The 22165-nt window shown below is 37.4% G+C and carries 20 protein-coding genes; 7 read left to right on the top strand and 13 right to left on the bottom strand.

The features are described 5' to 3' along the window. Positions 1-252: 252 nt before the first annotated feature. Positions 253-876, top strand: coding sequence for a Type 1 glutamine amidotransferase-like domain-containing protein (locus tag JCM15457_RS09415; RefSeq protein ID WP_034989598.1), 624 nt, complete (start codon positions 253-255; stop codon positions 874-876). A 93-nt stretch (positions 877-969) separates the two neighbouring features. On the opposite strand, the gene JCM15457_RS09410 is transcribed toward JCM15457_RS09415, so the two are convergent. From JCM15457_RS09410 to JCM15457_RS09360, 12 genes are all read right to left on the bottom strand, one after another. Continuing rightward, positions 970-1215, bottom strand: coding sequence for a hypothetical protein (locus JCM15457_RS09410; protein ID WP_034989596.1), 246 nt, complete (start codon positions 1213-1215; stop codon positions 970-972). A 187-nt stretch (positions 1216-1402) separates the two neighbouring features. Next, entirely contained in the window at positions 1403-2206 is an 804-nt protein-coding gene (locus JCM15457_RS09405) for a Cof-type HAD-IIB family hydrolase (protein WP_034989594.1), read from the bottom strand. A gap of 2 nt (positions 2207-2208) precedes the next feature. Next, positions 2209-2973, bottom strand: coding sequence for a DeoR/GlpR family DNA-binding transcription regulator (locus tag JCM15457_RS09400; protein WP_034989593.1), 765 nt, complete (start codon positions 2971-2973; stop codon positions 2209-2211). A gap of 156 nt (positions 2974-3129) precedes the next feature. Beyond that, positions 3130-3333 carry a hypothetical protein gene (locus JCM15457_RS11750; protein WP_152537310.1) on the bottom strand — a complete coding sequence of 68 codons (204 nt, stop codon included), beginning with the start codon at positions 3331-3333 and terminating at the stop codon, positions 3130-3132. 59 nt (positions 3334-3392) lie between these two features. Then, entirely contained in the window at positions 3393-4046 is a 654-nt protein-coding gene (locus tag JCM15457_RS09395; RefSeq protein WP_051993434.1) for an MFS transporter, read from the bottom strand. A 204-nt stretch (positions 4047-4250) separates the two neighbouring features. Beyond that, complete coding sequence (locus JCM15457_RS09390; protein ID WP_034989590.1) at positions 4251-4604, bottom strand: VOC family protein; 354 nt, start codon at positions 4602-4604, stop codon at positions 4251-4253. A gap of 762 nt (positions 4605-5366) precedes the next feature. After that, complete coding sequence (locus JCM15457_RS09385; RefSeq protein ID WP_034989588.1) at positions 5367-5828, bottom strand: YbaK/EbsC family protein; 462 nt, start codon at positions 5826-5828, stop codon at positions 5367-5369. Between the two features lie 14 nt (positions 5829-5842). After that, positions 5843-7243 carry an amino acid permease gene (locus JCM15457_RS09380; RefSeq protein ID WP_034989586.1) on the bottom strand — a complete coding sequence of 467 codons (1401 nt, stop codon included), beginning with the start codon at positions 7241-7243 and terminating at the stop codon, positions 5843-5845. Positions 7244-7733: 490 nt separating this feature from the next. Next, on the bottom strand, positions 7734-9203 hold the full coding sequence (locus JCM15457_RS09375) for an FGGY family carbohydrate kinase (protein WP_034989585.1): 1470 nt from the start codon (positions 9201-9203) through the stop codon (positions 7734-7736). 10 nt (positions 9204-9213) lie between these two features. Next, a complete protein-coding gene (locus JCM15457_RS09370; protein ID WP_034989583.1) occupies positions 9214-10158 on the bottom strand; it encodes a transketolase family protein in 945 nt (314 codons plus the stop codon). A 1-nt stretch (position 10159) separates the two neighbouring features. Then, positions 10160-10981 (bottom strand): transketolase, encoded by an 822-nt coding sequence (locus JCM15457_RS09365; protein ID WP_034989581.1) that lies wholly within the window; start codon positions 10979-10981, stop codon positions 10160-10162. Then, positions 10974-12428 carry an L-fucose/L-arabinose isomerase family protein gene (locus JCM15457_RS09360; protein WP_034989580.1) on the bottom strand — a complete coding sequence of 485 codons (1455 nt, stop codon included), beginning with the start codon at positions 12426-12428 and terminating at the stop codon, positions 10974-10976. The genes JCM15457_RS09365 and JCM15457_RS09360 overlap by 8 nt, the downstream gene beginning before the upstream one ends. A 137-nt stretch (positions 12429-12565) precedes the next feature. On the opposite strand from JCM15457_RS09360, the gene JCM15457_RS09355 reads away from it, so the two are divergent. From JCM15457_RS09355 to JCM15457_RS09340, 4 genes are all read left to right on the top strand, one after another. Next, the gene (locus JCM15457_RS09355; protein ID WP_051993433.1) at positions 12566-13531 is read left to right on the top strand and encodes a LacI family DNA-binding transcriptional regulator; all 966 of its coding nucleotides are present in this window, start codon (positions 12566-12568) and stop codon (positions 13529-13531) included. Between the two features lie 217 nt (positions 13532-13748). Beyond that, positions 13749-15038, top strand: coding sequence for a glycoside hydrolase family 140 protein (locus JCM15457_RS09350; protein WP_034989579.1), 1290 nt, complete (start codon positions 13749-13751; stop codon positions 15036-15038). A 60-nt stretch (positions 15039-15098) separates the two neighbouring features. Beyond that, a complete protein-coding gene (locus JCM15457_RS09345) occupies positions 15099-16946 on the top strand; it encodes a beta-glucoside-specific PTS transporter subunit IIABC (RefSeq protein WP_235725671.1) in 1848 nt (615 codons plus the stop codon). A 52-nt stretch (positions 16947-16998) separates the two neighbouring features. Then, complete coding sequence (locus tag JCM15457_RS09340) at positions 16999-17865, top strand: alpha/beta hydrolase (protein ID WP_034989578.1); 867 nt, start codon at positions 16999-17001, stop codon at positions 17863-17865. Between the two features lie 98 nt (positions 17866-17963). Here JCM15457_RS09340 and JCM15457_RS09335 read toward each other — a convergent pair whose 3' ends face one another. Then, entirely contained in the window at positions 17964-18836 is an 873-nt protein-coding gene (locus JCM15457_RS09335; RefSeq protein ID WP_034989573.1) for a helix-turn-helix domain-containing protein, read from the bottom strand. Between the two features lie 293 nt (positions 18837-19129). Here JCM15457_RS09335 and JCM15457_RS09330 point away from each other — a divergent pair, with 293 nt between their 5' ends. Both JCM15457_RS09330 and JCM15457_RS09325 read left to right on the top strand, forming a co-directional pair. Beyond that, positions 19130-20455, top strand: a complete 1326-nt coding sequence (locus tag JCM15457_RS09330; RefSeq protein ID WP_051993429.1) for an aspartate aminotransferase family protein — start codon at positions 19130-19132, stop codon at positions 20453-20455. Positions 20456-20558: 103 nt separating this feature from the next. Beyond that, positions 20559-21890, top strand: coding sequence for an APC family permease (locus tag JCM15457_RS09325; protein ID WP_034989572.1), 1332 nt, complete (start codon positions 20559-20561; stop codon positions 21888-21890). The last annotated feature ends 275 nt before the right edge of the window (positions 21891-22165 follow it).

The raw sequence follows: 22165 nt of genomic DNA, 5'->3' as shown, positions 1-22165 counted from the left end.
AAATCACTGCTTTTATTCGCATGCCAGTTAACTTTTTCCAAAAAGGCTGTTGAAATATTTGCATAAACCACTTTAATTCTACCAGTAAAAGCAAGTTGCTGCTTGCCAAAATTCTGTTTTAATTTACCAACCTGAATTTCTCTCCAGCAACATTATTTTCAATATTTTTTAATCAATAAGTTAGAGATAATATTATGTTGCTAAATAGTTTTTTTGCCGTTATGCTATGTAAAAAAGAAGGTTAGGTGCCTCATGAAAAAAATCTTTTTAACATCATATTTCGCAGGGACCACAGAAATTTTCACACAATTTGCTGCTGCTAATTCCATAACTTCCAAAAAAGTCCTTTACATCCCCACTGCAAGTAACGTGGAAGAATATACTGGCTATATTGATGAGGGCAAGGAAACTTTAGAAAAGTTAGGATTTACTATTGAAGAATTTGATATTGCTCAAGGCAGTAAAACTGCAGCTCTTTCCAAAATAGCAAGTGCAGAAATCTTATTTATAGCTGGCGGCAATACATTTTACCTGCTCCAAGAACTTAAGGATAAACATTTACTGCTGCCCATTCGTGAAAAGATCAATAGTGGTCTGCCCTATATTGGTGAATCTGCAGGGGCAATTATCTTAGCACCAGATATTGAGTACAATAAGATTATGGACACTCCCACTGCAGCACCTAAACTCACGAACTATACTGCTTTAGATGTTGTCGACTTCTACACTCTACCGCATTATATAGAAGAGCCTTTCACAGAAACTGTTCAAACAACTTTTAAGACATACAGAAACAAACTAAAGTTGATTCCTATCAGCAACAGTGAAGCAATTGTTGTCTCAGATTCCAACTACAGCATAGTAAGAAGACCATGATGTTAGCAATTTCTGACATCAGCTACAAGAAGCGCAGAGCTAGAAAATATAGCTCTACGCTTTTTATCAGTTAATACTGTTTATCTAGCTAAATCATGCAAAAAGAAGCTTCACCTTGTCACTGTCATTACCGTCAAATACCGCGTTATCATTGGGGTCATTCGTAAAATCTATGCTTGATGTTCTTACCAAGTCACTGATGTTTGTCTTGCGAATATTAAACCTAATACCGCCCTTATATTTTTCTGAACTGCTCGTTGTCCCAGTCAAGTAGTACTTGCCCTTATCGTCCCAAAAAGTCGTGTCAAAAGAAGATACTTTTAATTTTATTGTATACATAATAAAAATCTCCTTTCTATTCAAACTATATACGCTTTCATTATAACATGAATATCAATATTTAAACTCCCATGAGCTTCCAGTTTTAAAACAAAGAACCGAAAACTAAAGAAACCATTCCTGCATGCTTCCGAATACTGCTAGCAAGCTATACTTTTCGATTCTACAACACTATCTATAATTCACATTAGAGAAGATAGTTTTTGATTCCATACATCACACCATCTTGATCGTTAGATGAAGTGACAAACTTGGCATGTTTTTTGACCGCAGCCGATGCATTCCTCATTGCTATTGGAGTACCGACAGCTTTGAACATTTCAATATCATTTTGTCCATCCCCAAAAGCCGCAAGTTCGTCCCTTCTTAATCCTCGGCTAGACTGAATATACGCAATAGCATTACTTTTAATTGAGTTGGCATTAGTTATTTCCAAGTATGTTTTCCCAGAAAATCTTGCACAGACGCCATTAAGTCCTAATTCATTAACTTTCTGTTCTGTCTCTTGCATCTTATCCTCAGCGAAACAGATAATCATTATTTTATAAATCGGATCACCTTTTGAACTATTTGTAGGTAGCGTTTTCAAAATAGTTGGTTGAAAACCAGTTAAATTCGATTCAAATTGTGTGCCTTTATCATTTTTTGTTGCATACCATCCTGTTCTAGTATACCAACTGATTGAGATTCCAGGTTGATTCACTCCGATCTTATTTAAAACCGCGTAAACATCTGTGTATTCAAGCGGCATCGCAAAAACACTATCCTTTCCTTCCGAATTAGGATCGAATATCAACCCGCCATTAAATGAAACCTGTGAACCCGTTAACTTCAACTTCCTTATTGCAAAGTCCATCTCCAGCGGAGCTCTAGCAGAAACTAACGTAACTGGAATCTGAATTTTTCTAAGAAAAACAGCTGTTTTTTCTTTTATTTCACCATGAGAATCCAACAAAGTATTATCCATATCAAGAAAAATATGTCTTATCATCATCAACCCTCCAAAATATCTTTTATTTTAATGTTCGGTTTAAACCATTTTCTATGCTCATTATCCAGCTTATTGTCAGTGATGATCACATCTATCTCCGAACAGTCAGCAACCTTATAGGGTGACGACTTATTTGAGTCGAATTTGTATTGTTCCGCAATCATGATAACTCTTCTTGCACGTTGTACGGCTTTTTTCAAAATAGAAGCATCATCCTTATCGACGACAAAAATACCATCTTTAAACACCCCTGAGGTTCCTATAAAAACTGTATCAAATGTGAATGATGCCAATTGGGTCAGCATTTCCAATGAATAAGTATACCGATTGCCCTTATCCAAACGACCACCCAGCAATTCTACTCTTGGTAACATATTCTTAGATAGTTCCAAAGCATTATCAATTGAATTTGTGATAACTGTTATATTTTTTTCTTCCAAAAGGCCGCATAGTTGAACAAGTGTTGTAGATGTTCCAATAAAGTAGAGTCCTCTTGTGGATACAAGACGAGCTGCGAGTTGAGCCATGTCTGATTTTATCGAGGACTTTATGTGTGACCTAGTCTTGTATCCGGGGACCCCGTTTAAATCCATTGTCATTATTCCACCGTGAAATCTAATTCCTTGCCCTGATGAAACAAGTTTTAGAATATCTCTTCTGACTGTATCTGCAGAAACATTAAAATACTTTGCCAAATATTTAGTAGTCAGCTCATCTTTTTCCTGCAGCATTTCTTTTATAAGAAGAAGCCTTTTTTGCTGAATCATTCTATCCCCTCTCTCATATTGTTACCAGTATTCTATCATTCTACTAGAGAAGGATGCATTTTCTTGCCAATTTGACTGATTTATCTGCGTTTTTGTGCGTGTTTGACGTTTTAAAAACAGACAAACACATTTTTTAAACCTTTGTGAGAACAGAAGTTATTTTAGTAAAACCATGAAGGTCATCAAGCCATCACCTAAAAGAAAAGAAACACCAGCAAAAAAATAAAAGGCTGCTTCTGTTTTTTTAAAGGAAAACCATCTGCTCATCATGATAATGCCACCCACGATACTTCCGATTCCTAAAAGTGTATTGACTAAAAGCAAAATAAATTGATCATTTCCACTACGAGATAGAATCATTGGTGAAAGGATGCTTTCATAAGTAAGATTTGAAAATAAACTCATGATTCCCGTAGCAATTAGCAATATAAAAATTTGCGGATATTTTTTTGAATAGTGCTCTGCGGCTTTTTCCACGTTAATTGTGTAATGCCGTTAATTTTGGGGCAATTGTTTCTGAAAAAATTACATAGGATAATAATTATCAAAGGGTAACTCACAATGTTAAACAGTAGCAGTGCTCTAACGCCATTAACTTGTAACAATAAAATACCCATACCCGGACCAACAATATTTACACCTGCATTTCCGAGAGAAAATAGACCAATATTGTGCTGTAAAAGTTTTAACGGGCTATACTTTCTTATTAACAAGGACATTGCTGGAACTTGAAAAGCTCTGAACCCTCCACCAATAAACAACGCCGCATAGATAAGCGGAAGTTCATCCTTCAATACCTGTATTGCCATACATAATGTAACCCAGAGGACTAAACTTCCGACGTTAGTTACTAATAGAATTTCTTCAGGTGGATAAATCTTTTCGTAGCGACTAACTGTCTTTGAAAGTAGTACTGCTGGCAAGTATAAAAGTGTTGTCCCCAGTGCTACCCCTAAAGCCTGATGTATTTGTTCATATATCCAAATACCAGTTCCGAATGTTAAGGTAACACTTCCACAAAAAGAAAGGGTTTGTGTGAACCAAACCTTAGTCAAAAATGTACTATTTCGCATAATAAGTCTCCTAACTATTTGATTGACCTATGAAAATGCGAACAATTAATATCTGAAATTGTACCGTACCAATTATTCACATTAGGTACGGCACCTTACTATCATCGCCAGCGAAACAGCCATTATTCTCCCTCCTATCACTTAGATCTTACGGCGGATCATCAATTTTATAGTTTGAGTAACTCTCGCTGTCAGACAAACTTTTTAATTCTTAACAGGCGCAGTCAGTTCAATTCGATTTCCTTCTGAGTCTTCGATTTCAGCAACCCAGTTCTTATTTATTTGTTTTAGAGGAAAACATATTTTCTGATAAGATAGTTTATTCTTAAGGCTCTTCAGGTCTGGTACAGAAAGACTCGGTACACAATTTGTCCCTAAAATATGGGTTTCATTAACCTTTTCAAAAGCAAACAACCCCATTCGAAAATTATCTATTACAAAAATACTGTAAATAGTATCAAACTTGTAAACTTTCATTTCCAACAGCTTTTCATAAAAATTAACTGCGCGTTCCATATCATAAACACATAAATATAATGAACATAATTTAAAATCCACTTTTATCTACATCTCCCTATCCATACTTATTATGCCACTTTCACTTAACTCAAGATTATTCATTACCTTTTCTTTGGTTTGGGAAGTCCATAAACTAGATATACAATGAGAATAACTAGAAGGTTATTGATTATATAAGCATAATCAGGGCCAATATGTTGAACCAAAATTCCCGTATATCCTATGCCTAATGGGACAGATATTTGCGGCAAGTGATTAAAAAAACAACTCTGAAAATCCTCCGTAAACTAGTAAGTAATATATAGAATGTCTTTCTCTTTCCATGTTATCCTCGATTTAAGCTTAAGGTTACCCTGTATGATTTTTCGTCTCTTGTCCTACTTAAAAATATATTCAACCAGGTGGCATAGCCTGCGCCACATTGATTTGAAACACTATTAACTGCCTATTCAGCGTAATTTTGACATCTTTTATTTCATTATACATAACCATATTTCCATGATATTCACAAATATAAAATTAAAACAACTAAAAATTTTTTAACACAAGAAATACTCAAAACCTAGCCTTAATTAAACAACCAATCGGTTGATCTATTTGTATTGCAGCTAGGTTGTATTACAAATTTTTTAGTATAAACTCTGAAAACATTAAAAAAGCAGTTTCTTTATATACTTGATGTCCTCAAGAACATAGAAACTACTTTTGTTATTATAGTTTTTACATCAATTTCTGAACTGGTTGCGCTTTAACAGCTAGTTGAAAATTAGCTCTATTTTCTCACTGTCACGATGTGGTTCCCTATTTGCTGACTGCCACCCAACGAACTGGGTGGCTCAATTCAGATAACTCATCCAAGGTTAGCTTCAACGCATGATATTCATCACCAGCAGCTGGGTACAACCATTCAAGTCCCTTCAAAGAAGTATCAAAGTAAACTGGTAAGTCATTCTCTAATCCGATCGGATTTACGCCTCCAACTGGATATCCGGTTTCCCTTTGCACTGCGTTAGGCGAAAGTAATCTGGGACGTATTTGAAACTCATCTTTAAAGCGATGATTATCTAAACGAGCATTGTCGCTAAGTACAATTACAATTGGCTGCTGATTGACATTTAGTACTAGTGATTTGGCGATAGCATCTGGATCAACATGCAGCACTTCTGCGGCCTCATTAACAGTCGCGCCAGTCGCTGGCAAATCAAGGTAACGATCTTTTAGTCTGTGGTAACTCAGTTCATTTTTCAAATCTATTAAACTCATTCTAAAACCTCCTTCTATAAAGGATCACGCGAATTTAGAGCACCTATTTTTTTCTGATGGTATGCAAGCAGCACATTAAATCCAATTGCCCAAATCAATGCACCTATTGCAGGTAAAAGTGAGGATTGGTTAAAAAACAGGCTCGCAAAAATGGCAAGAAAGAAAACAATTGTCAATGGATTTGTCCAATGATATTGCGGCATTTTAAATCCATCCAGTTTAAAATCATTTGAACGACGATACTTATAATGGGCAATCATTGTCAGAATACATACAAGAATGTAGATATCGCTTGAAACTGACGCAATAAATGAAAAAGCAACTCCAAGAGAATTAAATGAGCTAATGATTGGCGCCAAGATCATCATTAATGCTGAAAAAAGCACACTGGTAATTGGAATACCTGTTTTAGAGACTTTGGTAAAAAACGACATCTTTTTTGATGGTGATTCCTCAGCTAGTTGGTATAAATGACGTCCAGTTGAGAAAATCGCACTATTTAGGGTTGAACATGCCGCCGTGATGACGACCAAATTAATGACCTGAGAAGCTGCTGGCAGTCCGGCTAACTTGAAGATCTGTACGAATGGACTCTCGTCTGGATTCAGCGTATTCCATGGTGTAATTGCCATAATAATCAGCAATGATCCGATATAGAAAAGCAAGATCCTGCCAATAATCTGATTGACTGCGCGGGGCAATACCTTTCGTGGCTGTTTTGTCTCTGCTGTTGTAATACCAACAAACTCCATCCCCTGAAAAGCAAAGAATACCATGGGAAAAGCATTGATGAATTGATGCACACCATTAGGAAACATCGCAAAATCACTGAAAATATTCCCCCAAGACGCTTGAGTTCCCGCCGGATTTCTATGATTTGTTGTAACTAAATAAATGCCAATAGCAACTAAAGCAATAATTGTCAATATTTTAATGCCAGATAAAAATATTTCTGATTTTCCAAAAGAACTGACTACCGCGAGGTTAAGAGAAGTCAAAACCAGCAAAAAGATCACTTGGATTACCCAAGCCGGTATACTTGGAAACCAGAATTTTACATAGGTTGAAATGGCAGTTAATTCAGCCATCCCCGCCAAAATAAGTTCTAACCAATAACTCCAAGCAGCAAAATACCCAAAGCGAGGGCTGACATACTTACCGATGAAAGAAACAAAAGTGTGCTGTTCTGGATCCTTGTACATCATTTCTCCAATTGCCCGCATCATCAGAAAGAAAAAAATGCCTATAATCAAATAAACAAATAAAATCGATGGACCTGTTCGATGAATAGTGCTGCCAGCACCTAAAAACAAGCCGGTTCCAATTGAACCTCCAAAGGCAATCATTTGCACTGCTAAGTTGGAAAGTCCACGAATAGTACCGTCTTTATTGATCTCAACATCATCTTTAGCCATTAATCTATTCAACTCCAATCTAAGAATTTGAAAAACAAAAAGTCCCTGCAGAAAATCTGCAGGGACGTATAACGCGCGGTACCACCCGAATTCGCAATCACTTTTCAGCAATTACCTCAACAACTCTTTAACCAATTAATGGTAACTCAAGTTTGAGACAGTAACGCGTCTTAACGTAGGGATCGCTTTCACGTACCTAATGCTCTGAGCTCATCTTCACAACCATCGTTCTTACTGCCTTTCACCAATCAACAGCTCTCTTTCCAAGAACGACCTGTTGCTACTCTTCTCATCGTAGCCGTCATATTAAAGCTTTACACATTATAATACCATGTACTTTTAATATTTCAAGAGAGAATGTGTCAAAAGACAACGTTTGCGTATTAATCACGGATTAAATTACTCTAGCGGAGGTTAACTTGTACGTAAAAAAGGCCGCCTAGTGGGACAATATTCATAACGCAAAACTGAAAAACACGAAGAGCTGACCTTAATAATCACTTGCGAGTTGGATCACCTCGTTCCAACCCCGAACAAGTTGCTGACTTTCCACCCCTGATATTTGTGGTATATAGCTGTGAGACATTGTTTGCCTGCGAAAAGTATCCGCAGTGAAAAAGCCGCTGTTTAAAGCTGTTCCCCAAGCACTGAGTTCCTTGAGAGGAGCTAGCACAACTTCTTTTTGCGTAAGATTGCTTAAGAATTGCATCAAATAATAATTATCAATCATCCCACCATCAACATGAAGTACATTCTGCAGTTCGATCCCCTCCTTTTGAAACTGCAGGATAACATCGTTTATTTGATATGCAACAGTGTTCAATGCTGCTCGAATCAGCTCAGATCTGCCTGTTATACGTTTCATATTGAAAAAAGCTGCTTTGCATTTTAGATTCGCATAAAGCGTACCCATTCCACTGAAAGCTGGCAGCAAAATTGTTCGATCGTTCTTATTAGCTGCATAAGCAGCGCTAGCTGTTTCTTTAGGATCTGTTATCAATCTCAAATCATGCTGCATCCAACTAACAATTGCTCCAGTATAATTAATGTTTCCTTCTAAAACATACGTCGTTTTCCCCTTCCTGCGCCAACCCACTGAAGCATTCAAAGGAGAAGCCGCAGAAAAATGTAATGTTTCACCTAAACTTAGCATTACCGAGGATCCAGTTCCAAATGTCGCTTTCAAGGCACCTGTTTTTTGACAATCATGCGCAAGTAATGCAGCTTGTGAGTCACCTAACATACTTCGAATTGGGATCGGTTGCGGTAAAAGGCCTCCAAAATCCGTCATGCCAAATAGCGAATCAGAGTCTACGATTTCAGGCAGTGCTCCTAAAGGCACTTCAAATTTCCGGCATAGCTCAGGATCCCATTGCTGTGTCCGTAGATTAAGCAACTGGGTGCGTGATGCATTTGATGATTCTGTTTTAAAAGATCTGCCGGCGGTCAATTGATATAAAAGCCACGAATCAATGGTTCCAATACAAAGATCGTCATTGACTAAATGCGTTTTCACATTTGCAGATTTTTTTAATAACCACGAAAATTTAGCAGCCGTAAAGTAAGCAGACAGAGGCAGTCCAGTTTTTTTCTTGACTTCTTCTTTAAAACCTCTTTTCACTGCCAGTTGTTCAACAATCTCTTTTGCCCTAGAGCACTGCCATACAACTGCATTTTCAAGCTGTTCTCCAGTACTTTTGCTCCATGCAGCAGCAGTCTCACGTTGATTAGTTATCGCAACTGCAGTGATTGTTTTCGCTGAAATTTTTTGAAGCATTTTCTTTACTAACAGATTAATGTTGCTCTTTATTTCTGTTAACGAGTGGCTAATCCAACCGTTTTCATCAATAATTTGACGATGTCCTAGACTAGCGCGATATTTGATCTGTCCTTGGCGTGTTAGCAATAACAACTTCGTAGCCTGTGTACTTTGATCAATAACCAAAACATACTGTGACATTGTGCCACCTTCAATCTTTTAGAAATGAACGCACATTTTGTGCAATTTTAGTTGAACTCAAACCATAATAGTCAAAGACCTCAGCTTGTGGTCCTGAAATTGCTGATTCATCTGGAAATCCAAATATCCGTTGACAAGTTCCAGTATGTTGTGCCGTAATTGTCGCTACTCTCGCTCCGAGTCCACCGATTATTGAATGCTCTTCAATAGTTACGATTCGCTTAAAAATCTCGCTTAGTTTATGCAGCAATTGTGTGTCCAGCGGCTTGATAGAAACCAAATCAACTACACATGTGCTGATTCCTTGATCTTCAAGCAGTTTTGCTGCTTCAATTGTAGAATATAACGTTTCCCCCGCACTGATCAAACACACATCATGACCTTGCCTTATGACCTTAGCTCGCCCAGGTTGAAAGTTCTCCCATGGTTCATGATAGCAATCAGGCAGCTTTCGTTTTCCCACACGTACATAGGCTGGGCTGGAAGAAGTGGCCAAATATTCAAATAATGCCATAGTCTCAAAACGATCCGCTGGAGTATAAACCTCCAAATTAGGAATTGCAGTCGTAATAGCGAGATCCTGCAATGAGTGATGTGAACTTCCTAGATTGCTATAACTGTTTCCTCCACTTATCCCAATCAATTTTACGTTTGTATTTGAATAAGCAACATCAACTTTGACCTGTTCAATACTTCTCATTGTCAAAAAAGCAGCTGGTGAAAAAACAAATGGCCTTTTGCCCGCACGTGCCAAACCTGCTGCTACCGAAACCAGATTCTGCTCGGCAATTCCCAGTTCAACTGATCTTTCTGGATATCGGGTAATGAATTGAGTAAGTGATGCTGATCCGCGAGAATCACTGGTTAGAACCAGCAATTGCGGATTGTTCTGTGCTATCTCTTGCAAGGTATTACAGATAACTTCGTTTGCCGTAATTGCAGTTTTTGTTTCCATTTTAGAGTTCCTCCAATCTAGAATTCAATTCAGCAAGCCCTTGTTCATACTGTTCTTTACTAGGTACCTTGTGGTGCCAATTGGCCTGATTTTCCATGAAACTGATTCCCTTGCCCTTTACCGTCTGTGCAATAACTAATTGCGGCTTAGATTCAGCACTTTTTGTGCGTAAAATCCGACTGATAGCTGCAGGATCATTACCTGAAACTGTTTTAACGTCAAAACCAAATGCTTCATACTTGGCTGCAAGCGGCTCTGAGTTCATTACATCCTTGGTTGCACCACTAATTTGCAAGCCATTATGATCAATAATTGCTGTTAGATTATTTAATCTGTAATTTCCAGCTGCCATTGCTGCTTCCCAAACAGAACCTTCAGCCTGTTCACCATCACCCATTAACACATACACTTGTTTCGCCAAATGATCTTGTTTTGCTGCTAAAGCGATTCCGACACCAATACCTAATCCATGGCCTAAGGAACCCGTATTCATTTCTATGCCATTGACCTTGTTAGTGGGGTGACCAATATACTGAGTCTTAAAACCTGAGTAATTAGCTAAATCTTCTTTAGGAAAATAGCCGCGATCACTTAAAACTGCAAACAGTGCCTCAACAGCGTGTCCTTTGCTTTGAATATAGCTATCCGCTTCGGTTTGTCCAAAAGTCTCAGGGGTTTGCTTCAAAACATCATAATAAAGCGCAGTTAAGATATCAATACAAGAAAATGACGATCCAGTATGCCCCGTCTTTGACTCATAAATCAACTTCCAAATATCCTTGCGCAATTCATAAGCTTTCTTTGTCAGTTCTTTTTCATTCATTTTGAGAACCTCCTATTTCTGGAAATACAGATTCCAGATTACCTGCCCAATAATCCTCTACTCTCTCAGTCATTTCACGATCATAGAAATCAGCCTTAATTCCTATATATTTGCAAGCCTCTGCAATAATTGGAACGACGTCAGCGTAAACTCCCGCGACATGGTGAATATAGGGTCCATAGACCAGCTTTTGTTCCAATCTATTCAGATTTTGAACTTCAACCCAGACGTACGAACCTTGATTATATGGTCCTGGAACACATTTAGCATTTCCTAAAAGCAATGAATATTCACCATGATCTCCATCAAAACGGCACATTGTCAGATCACCCATTTGAGCTTCAAAAGAAACTGACCCCGGATATTTAAAAACAAAATGTTCTCGGGGCAATATCGGTTTAGTACCCGCAATTGAAAGCGGAAAAACACCTAAATGCTGTAACAATTCTGCATTCTTATTTTGTGGATGACGGACTGTCCAGTCAGCGAATAATGCACGCTGTTCACCTAACGTTGCAGCCTCATTAATTAAAATCGAAATTGCTCCGTGAATATCAGTTTCGCACGTGATCGGCAAACCTTCATCCTGTAAAAACGCTTCTGCTGCATAAGGCAAAATACCAATTTCATCTTGCAATGCTGTCCAACACTGAATTGCACCAGCGTTACATGAGTACTGCTCACAAAGATTTCGTAATGCGATCTTAAGAACGGCAATTTTTTCCAAATCCTGCTTGTCAACTTCGATTTGAGCTGCCTTTTCAATTTTCTGAACAACTGCTTCAACTTTTTCCGTTTGTTTCTTTGATACCCTCTTAAATTCTTGAACCAGTTCAGTCAGCGGAATTGGCGAAAGTTGGATGTTGAATTTCTCTAGCAATTCGCCCTCGTTGACCATTGTCGTCCAGAAATCAAACGGCCGTGGCCCAATCTGTAAAATTCTCGTATGCCGAAAAACCTTAACAACATTGCATACTCGAACAAAGTCTTGCACTCCTCGTTTAAAATCTGCACTGTTGACATCACTGTTTTTGATATAAGTGAATGGAACATTAAATCGCCGCAAAACTTTTCCCGTCGCGAATAACCCGCATTGTGCATCCCGTAAGCGTATTCCTTCCTCATTTGGTCCCTCCTTATCCGGTCCCCATAGTAAAACTGGCACATTCAAATCCTTAGCCAACCGGGCACATTCATACTCTGTTCCAAAATTACAATGCGGTAAAAATAAACCATCTATATTTTCGGCCTTGAACTTAGCGCTGATCTGTTTTCGGCCTGCTTCATCGTACAGTAATCCGTCATCATTAATATTCGTGATATCAACATAGTCAATTTCAAGTTCATTCAACTTTTGACGCGTCCGATTTGCAAAATCGATAGCAGAATCTGCGCTAAAAATGTTGCGGCGTGTTGGAGCAAAACCAAGCTTAATTTTATCTGTCATAACAACATCTCCCATTTTTTGTAAACGCTTTTTCAAAAAATATGCTATCATTCAATGTAAGCGCAGACAATAGTTTTGATAAATCAATATATTATTCTAGTTTTATTCTAGAAAATATTTAAATGGAGGAATGTTAAATGACTTTAAAAATGGAAGACATCGCTCGTTTAGCGCATGTTTCTCGTTCATCTGTTTCAATCGCACTTAATAACAAACCTGGGATAAGTCAAGAAAAACGCGAAAAGATTTTCGAAGTTATCAATAAGTACGGTTATCAGCCTCTAAGAAAAAGTAAAAAAGGTCTCAACCGCCACTTAGCTGAAATAAACTTACTAGTGGTCAATAAAACAAGTGGACTAATCAATGAAAACTACCGTTCACTTCCCTTTTTTGACAATTTGATATCTGCATTATCAAAGAGGGTCAGTAGCTTTGGCGGCACGCTAAAGATCAATTCTTTGCAGCTTGATGAACTTAAGGAAGATGTTATTAGTCTGGACAAAAAAAAGCAGCTTGGTCCAACCTTGGTTTTGGGAACAGATCTCAATAGCGAAGATGTCATTTTCTTAAATAAAAGTATCAAGAATGTTGTTTTTGTGGACACATACTTTCCACAAATTGCAGCCAATTTTGTAACTATGGATAATTATCAAGGTGGTTATATGGTTGGCAAGGAACTTACCAAGCGAGGTTTTACAAGAATCGGCTACGCTGCCTCTAATCAATGGATCTCCAACTTTCAGGAAAGGCAACGGGGTTTTTACGATGCCTTAAAAGAAGCAAAAATAAATGTTGATCCCGCCAATTTTTATACTATTTCGCCAACTAAAATTCTGCCAGAAAAGGATGAGTTAACACAGATCCTGCGTGCCAAACTTCCAGAAGTATTGTTTTGTGAAGATGATTATATTGCAATTCGTTTAATTAAGGGACTTCTTAAAGAAAAGCTCAGCATTCCAGAGGATCTCTCAATTGTAGGATTTGATGATATCTACGCTGGCACATTGGTCACTCCTGAACTCACAACAGTTCACGTTCAAATCGACCAAATAGTCGATCAAGCTATTCTGCAGCTACAAAACCAAGTATTTCAAAACAATTAGGAACCACAAAAAATTTTAATAGCCACTAAGTTTATTGAGAGAGAATCATTATAATTTTGTTTTTTATTCTAGTTCTATTTTAGTAAATTAATGTTGAAAGCAGATTTTTATTGTGCTAAATTCTAGTTGATTAAAGAAAGCGCATTCATTAATTGCTTTAAGGCTTAGTCGACTAACGATTTATGTTGTTAATATTATGAACAATGAGGTGAGTTTAGTGCTACAAGTCAAAAATGGAAGATTTTTAAAAGATGGTAAGCCCTTTTTCTATTTAGCTGATACGTGTTGGAGTGCTTTTACAAACATTACTGCCTCCGACTGGAATTATTACCTAGATTTCAGAAAAATACAGGGATTTAATGCCATTCAAATCAATATTCTGCAGCAGTGGGACGCCAGTAGCTGTTCGCAACAGCTTTATCCATTTGATGTTACGTTTAAAGATGATGGAAGTTATATCTTTGACTATTCCAAAATAAACGAAAGCTATTTTGATCATGCTTGTCCAATGCTACACGAAATGCAAAAAAGAAATATGATTCCCGTCCTTGCTTTATTATGGTCAAACTATGTTCCTGATACTTGGGCAGCTAAGATCGCAAAAAATAATCTTTTTCCAGCTGAGTTTTTAGAAAATTATGTAACTTATGCTGTCAAACGCTTTAAAAAATACGAACCTATCTATTTTGTCAGCGGCGATACCGATTTCCCAACTTCAAACACTATTGCTTATTACCGTACAGTACTAGATGTATTGAAAAAAAACGATTCGCAGGCACTTCGTTCATTCCATATAAAAGGACGGCTTGAAGAAATTCCAGAAGAATTTTCAGAAGCTTCAGACTTTTTCAGCTACCAGTCAGGACATAATAGTGCTGGACAAAGTACGGCCTATACTATTCCGTTTTCTAAACGAAGAGCAGGTTTGACTAAACCGATCGTCAATACCGAACCTTGCTATGAACAGATTAGCTATAGCCGCAATCAATATGGGCGTTATTCACAAAAAGATGTTCGTCAGGCTGTTTTCAGCTCCGTTCTATCAGGCGCTGATGCTGGTGTGACATATGGTGCGCATGGAATTTGGAGTTGGCATCATGCCGGAGCTGATTTTGGACTATCCATTGGAGAAGGTTTTGATACCCCCTTTGATTGGCACGATGCACTTCATTTTCCTGGTGCAAGTGATCTTCAGATTGTTAAAAAGGTCATTGAAAAATATTTTCCTATGGCTAGTACACCTTTAGACCTTAGTACACCAAAAACAACAAAAATCAGAGCTGCCTTTTATAAGAATAATTGTCTAATTTATCTTCCTACAAATACCGCCTTAGACCTGAGTTCGCTAAACGTTAACCGCAATAATTCTAAGATTTTTGCATTTGATCTCGAAAAAAGGATCCCATTATCCGTGAACTGGGCCGCTACTTCACAATTACAATTGCTCAGCTGCCTTAGCGATGCCCTAATAATAGTCAATAAACTAGGAGGATTTAACCATGGATGACAAAACTTTAGCAAAAAAATTCTGGAAAATGTTGGTGGAAAAGAAAATGTCAACAGCCTCATCCACTGCGTTACTCGTTTACGTTTTAAATTAAAGGACGAAAGCGTAGCAAACACCGAAAAAATAAAAAATCTAGATGGTGTCATGACAGTAATGAAAAGCGCCGGTCAATATCAGGTTGTAATAGGTGATAAAGTCGATGATATTTACAATTTGATAATACCTCTTTTAGAGCGTAGAACTTCTGATTTAGAAAAGGCAACCGAAAATTCATCTAAAGATAAAAGTATTTGGAATTCCATCGTAAACTTTATCTCATCGTTATTCATGCCTGTGCTAGGTGTTCTAGCAGCTTCTGGGGTTTTAAGAGGTACGCTTATACTCTTAACCTCGACTAAACTAATGAGCGAAACATCTGGGACATATATGATACTATTTGCAGCTGCAAACTCGATGTTTTATTTTATGCCAATTATTCTGGGTTTTTCCGCCGCAAACACTTTCAAAGTGAACCCATACTTGGGGGCCACGATAGGTGGTGCTATCGAATATCCAACACTAATCGCTGCTTTTGCCGCTGGTAAAAGTATTAATTTTTTAAATATACCAGTCATTTTAATGAATTATTCTCAAACTCTTGTACCTATTATCGCAGCTATATGGTTACTCTCTCTCATTATTAAAGTATTAAAAAGAATTATACCCAAATCTCTTCAGTTCATCTTTGTCCCCTTATTCAGTTTAGTTATCGTTATCCCAGTCACTTTTATAGTCATAGGTCCTTTGGTGACTCTATTAAGTAATCAGTTAGCAAATAGCATATTGTGGCTTTATGGAATAGCACCTGTTATTTCAGGCTTTATACTTGGAGGTATTTGGCAGTTAGTTGTAGTCGTCGGTTTACACTGGGCATTTATTACTATTGCGATTAACAATATTGCTTCAAAAGGATTTGATCCTATTTTACCTTTAACATTTTGTACTGTCTTCGGACAAGTAGGGGCCTCTCTTGCACTCGCATTAAAGTCAAAAGACCATAAATTTAGAGAGTTGTCATTTGCAGCAACCCTTTCAGGATTTTTTGGAATCACAGAGCCTATTCTCTATGGTGTTACTATTCCACATAAAAAAGCTTTTATTGTGGGTTCGGTAGGATCGGCGATAGGTGGGGCAATTACTGGGCTTGCTGGGTCAAAAGTTTTTATACCTGGTGGAATAGGTGGAATATTCGGATTCCCAGGATTTTTAAATCCCAAATCAGGTGCAGATGCTGGTTTTGTTGGAATTGTAATCTCATCAATCGTTGCCTTCGGCATTGCACTAATTTTGGGATTGTTATTTGTTAAAGGTGTTGAAAGCAAAAATTCAGAATATTCTGCCGAAAAAGTCCCCCAACTAGTAAGTAATCTGAAAGATGGGAATGTGGTTTCACCTGTTGATGGAGAAATCAGACCTCTAGAAAAAATCAATGATGATCTATTTTCAAGCGGTGCACTAGGTAAAGGAGTGGCTATTTATCCTCACAAAGGAAAAATATATGCCCCCTTTGACGGAGAAGTCGTTTCTGTTTTCCCAACACAGCATGCTATCGGACTGAGATCTGACAGTGGAGTTGAACTTTTAATTCACATAGGATTAGATACCGTAAATTTGAACGGAAAATACTTTGAGGCAAAAGTTAAGAATTCTCAGCGAATTAGACAGGGAGATCTACTTGAAGAGTTCAATAAAAAAGCCATTGAGGAGGAGGGCTTTGACTTGATTATACCTGTTATCATTACAAATTCTGATCTATTCTCAGAAATACACATTCGAAGAACTAGTGGAGTTGTTAGCTCAGGAGAAGATATTATCGAAAGTCATGTTCAAGCAAAAAAAAATAAAAATCCAATCACCCAAGTTATTTAAAAAATTGTCTATCGAATAGCTTCTCTATTAATTCACAGAAAGAAGGAATATTATGCAGTATTTTGAGAAAAAGATTGGTAATAAAACAGCTAAAGCAGTTTTTTATTTACATGAACCTAGTCCCGAGATTAAGCCTAACAGGAAGTACTCCACAATTGTTATTTGCCCAGGTGGCGGCTATATGTGGACCTCTGATAGAGAAGCAGAACCGATCGCAATGGAATTTTTTGCAAAGGGATATGATTGCTGTATAGTTTATTACTCTACAGAGGGACTTGCTGCTTATCAAAAAAATGACAATCTACCGCAAGAACCTGTATCTGCGTTTCCCACTCCTTTAGTGGAGCTTGCTCTTTCGATTTCTATTTTGCGTGAGAATAGCTCAGCGTGGTCTATTGATCCTGATTCTATTTATTTGCTTGGCTTTTCAGCAGGAGGAAATCTTGCAGGGTTACTCAGTGTTTACTGGAATGAAGATTGGTTGAAAAAACTGACTAAGAAGAAAAGTAGTTTATACCGACCAAATGCTGTAATTTTGGCATATGCTGTATTAGATTTTACTCCGTACGCTACTACAAATAATGATGATCGGGTTGCTCTAGCAATAACCGGCAGTAAAAGAGCTACTTTTGAAGAACTAAATCAGGTTTCCCCTCTAAACCACGTATCTAAGGATACTCCGCCAAGTTTTATATGGTGCACAATGCAAGATCCCATAGTACCTGTTGAAAATTCATTGGCTTATGCAACTGCTCTAAGGCGAAAAAACATTCCCTTTGAATTACACATATATGAAAAGGGCAAGCATGGGCTGGCTTTAGCTGATTGGAGAACTGATAGTAAAAAGGACCACAGTCAAAGCAACTCTCAAGCAGCTAGCTGGATTAACCTGGCTGATGGCTGGTTGAAGAATTTATAAGAATTGTTTATTTTTAAGACGTTGAAGTAGGACACAGCTAAAATCAAATTTGATTTTAGCTGTGTCCTATTTTTTTTAATCGCCTCCACAATAGCAACTCACAGATTACCACATATCACAGCTTTCACTATAACTAGACAATAACCATTTTTTCGCCTGTAATTCTTATCTGTAAGCATTGCCGCAAATTGCTTCGGTGTACATTGCGTATACTGGCGGAAAACATGCATGAAATGTGGTTGATCATAATATCCAGAAGCATACGTAATTTTTGTAAAATCATCATTTTGCTTCAATAGATGGACAGTGTGCTGAAATTTTATAATATCAGCAAATTTTTTAGGAGATATTCCATACATTTGTGAGAAAAGCTGTCGAAGATACCTTTCGCTATAGCCTAATTTTTTAGCTAGCTGGGAAATTGAGATAATACCATAGCAGTTAGAAATCACTTTCATCATGTGCTGCTCGACAGTTGACTCGTGTTGTTCTTCTCTGAAAAAAATTTTAGGTGCTATATGTTTTTCAAAAGCCGCAATGCGAGCTTTGAATTTTGTATCTGCAAATGCCTCTTCAAAAAAAGCATCTAAAAAGTCATTGTTGTTTGGATAGATGGCGGCTAAATCCGTTTCCGCATCAACCATTTCTTTCGCTGAAATGAACGGATAAACCGAAAAAGGAACCACACCGTAAGCTAAACGTACCCCAAAGTACTCCACGTTTTTCTTTAGCACAGTACGCCTTATTTGGGTTGACGGTCCAGCAATAAAAGCCTCTGGTGCAGTTTCATCAAGTTGAAAAATTATGTCAAAAGTCCCATCTGGAACAGCTTGGCTAAAGCTTTCGTGCAAATCAAATTGATAAAAATGAATGATATTTGAACTATATTGGGGGCACTTACGGTACAACTGGCTTGTAATTACAAAATAAGGCTGAATAGGAAGGATAACTCTCTTGTTGTTGGTATGCATTAATTGGAGCTCCTCTCTTTTTAAAAACTTGAGAAACTGCTAAATATTAAGAATAAACGTCCAAACTTAAGATAGCCAGAATACAAAACAAATATTACAATACGTTTTTCCTAATAGACTTTATTAAAATATAATCCATAAATAGTGAATGTCAAGTCTTATAACATATAACAAAATAAAAATAAGAAAATCACTTCTACTTCCGTTTTTTACAATTATTTTGTCGCAGTTTAGCTTAAACTCAATTCAACCCTTACTACTAAGGCCAAATAACAGAATTAGGAGTGATTATTATGGCAGGATTACCACCTGAATTAGTTTCCAAGTACGCTAAACAGCCTGATATTTTAGGAGATAAGAAACGGTTAACTTTGACAAATTCTTTCAAAGAGTTGGAACGAGCAAAAAAAGTTATCCCTGACGGTGTATATGGCATGCGTGGCCCGGCATTCTTCGTCCCCGGAGAATATCCAATATATATTGATCATGGTAAAAACTGTCACATGTGGGATATTGATGGTAATGAATATATTGATTTCATTGCCTCATACGGCCCAACCACATTAGGATTTGTTGAGGACTCCATTAATGATGCAGTAAAAGAACGAATAGATAAGGGATTCTCATTTTCTCTTCCCCAGATAGAACAAACAACTTTGGCTGAAAAACTATGTAAGATCATTCCCGGCGCTGAGAAAGTCGTTTTCGCACGAACAGGGACAGACACTACAAGTATCGCTATTCGAATCGCGAGAGCTTACACCAAAAAAGAAATTATTTTAACAGATGGTTACCATGGGTGGGGAGAATTCTCACAGTATGAACCAGACGCGGGGATTCCTGAGAAAATTAGGAAACTGACTGTTCGCGTGCCTTATGGACGAGCTGATTTGTATGAAGAAAACATAAAAAAAGGAAATGTCGCCGCAATTATGGTAACTCCTATTTACCATGAACTAATGGAAAAAATCTACTATGACAAGAAATTTTTGGAAGATCTGCGAGAATTGTCCACTAAATATGACATTCCTCTTATTTTTGATGAAGTGCGTTCAGGCTTCAGAACCTCTTTGGGCGGAGCAGCAGAATACATTGGGGTAACTCCAGATATTACCTGTTTAAGCAAAGCTATCGCTAACGGCTACATCTTAGGAGCAGTTTCTGGTAAAACAAAACTGTTGCAGATGGTGGCTAAGGGTGGTGGCACTAATGGGACATATATAAGCTCTACATTCTTTTTGAACAGCTTAGAAATGGTAGCAGCAAACAAAACAATTGCTTTTTATATCGAAAACAATGTCAATGATGAAATCAATCGCAAAGGAGAATATTTCTCACAAAAGATTGATGAGATTATTGAAAAGCATCATGCCCCCATGATTAATGCTGGTATTCCTTCAATGCCGAGCTTCCTTTTCGATAAAAAAATCTTAGGGGAAGAGCTATGGGCTGCAAGTACTTTCACTTTGTTCTCCTATCTCATCCGGTCAGGTATCTTTATGCATCCGTATCATCAAAGTTATATTGCCTACCGTCATACCAAAAAAGATTTAGACAAAGCCTTAAATGCACTCGATAAGGGAATCAAAGTCGTCAAAGAACTGCATCCTTGGGATTAATAATTACGACCCGAAAAAGATTTGAATGTCTTTTTCGGTTTTTTGTATACAATGCAGTCTCAACTGCAAGCTAAAATATATCTTCTAAAGAGGGATTGAGATTATGGACAAAAATAAAACATTGATGGAAAGGTCACTTAAAACAAAAGACCTCGTTATTTACGGCCTGGTTTTTATGATTCCCATCGCTCCATTGGCAATTTATGGAACACTATTAAAACCATCATCCGGTATGGTCGCACTCTGTTATTTGATTGGAATGGCGGCCATGTCATTTACAGGTTTAAGTTACCGTAAAATGGCTGAAAAATTTCCGTATGCAGGATCTGCTTACGTTTATATTCAAAAAGGTGCCAATCCTTTTTGGGGATTTGTAGCCGGATGGGCTATCCTGCTCGACTATTTTCTGCTCCCTGCTACCGTTCTGATTATCGGCAGTTCATTTGCACATTTTCTGTTGCCAGCAATTCCAAAATACGCTTGGATAATTCTTTTTATTTTATTTAGTACAATTATCAATATTGTAGGCGTGAATATCATGTCCAAATTAAGTTGGATCCTTTTTGGTCTTCAAATCACCGTTCTGTTTATTTTTATCTTATGCACGATCCGTTTGTTATTAACCAATACTATTAATTGGAATGTGGTGGCATTTTATAATCCACAAGACTTCCATTGGTCGGGAATCTTTCAAGCAACCGGCATCGTTATACTCAGCTATCTCGGTTTTGACGCTATCGGTACTCTAGCAGAAGAAGCGATCGAGCCCCGAAAATCCGTGGGTAAAGCGATTATATTGTCAATTCTTATTATTGGGTTCCTTTTTGTTGTCACAACTTTTTTTGCAGGATTGGCTTATCCAAACTACAAGCAATTGAATTCAGATGATGCTTTTTTAAAAATCATTGAATTTATCGGCGGCTATAAACTAACTGTCATCACGGTAATCACTATTGTGCTGTCATTTGCAGTAGCAACTTGCCAGGCCTCGCAAGCAGCTGTAGCACGTATTTTGTACGCAATGGGCCGCGATGAAGTTTTGCCCAAAAAACTAGCTTATCTGGATCCGAAGTTAAAAACGCCAGTTATTAGTTTGATCATTGTAGCTTTGGTGGTTACACCTCTAGCAATAGTATGTTCATTAGAATATATTTCCTTAATGGTTAGTTTTGGCGCGTTAGTTAGTTTTCTGCTTCTGAATGCCACCGTTATCTGGAACTCCTTCATAACTTCTACAGAGCAGCGATCAGCAAGCAATATTATCCAAAACTTTTTATTCCCTCTAATTGGAATTTGTATAAACTTCTGGATTCTAATTAATTTAAAATCAACGGCTCATATTGTTGGCCTCAGTTGGTTGGCGATAGGGTTGATCTACGTCTTTTTTCTAACAAAAGGGTTCAAAAATGCCATTCCGGAATTTGAACTGAAATAAACAAAATCAAAAGTTTCAATAATCTCCACTGATATCATGTTATTGTTTCAAGACAAACTGAGACATGCCCATAAAGCTTTGAATGGGTATGCCTCGGTTTTTTTAATTCACGACGATGCTTTGAAAAAACAAAACGCCATTATTAATAAATGATAATAATTGCTTGATTATAATGGGAAAAATTTTATTTAATAAATAATCCATAAAATATCAACGCGTAGATATTTTTGCAGTCTTGTCAGCTATTCTTCCAAAAATGATAACTAGCATACTCC

Source organism: Liquorilactobacillus sucicola DSM 21376 = JCM 15457 (assembly GCF_000612445.1).
GTDB lineage: Bacteria > Bacillota > Bacilli > Lactobacillales > Lactobacillaceae > Liquorilactobacillus > Liquorilactobacillus sucicola.
Note: the sequence above shows the minus strand (reverse complement) of the source record. Positions and strands in the feature narration are given on the sequence as shown.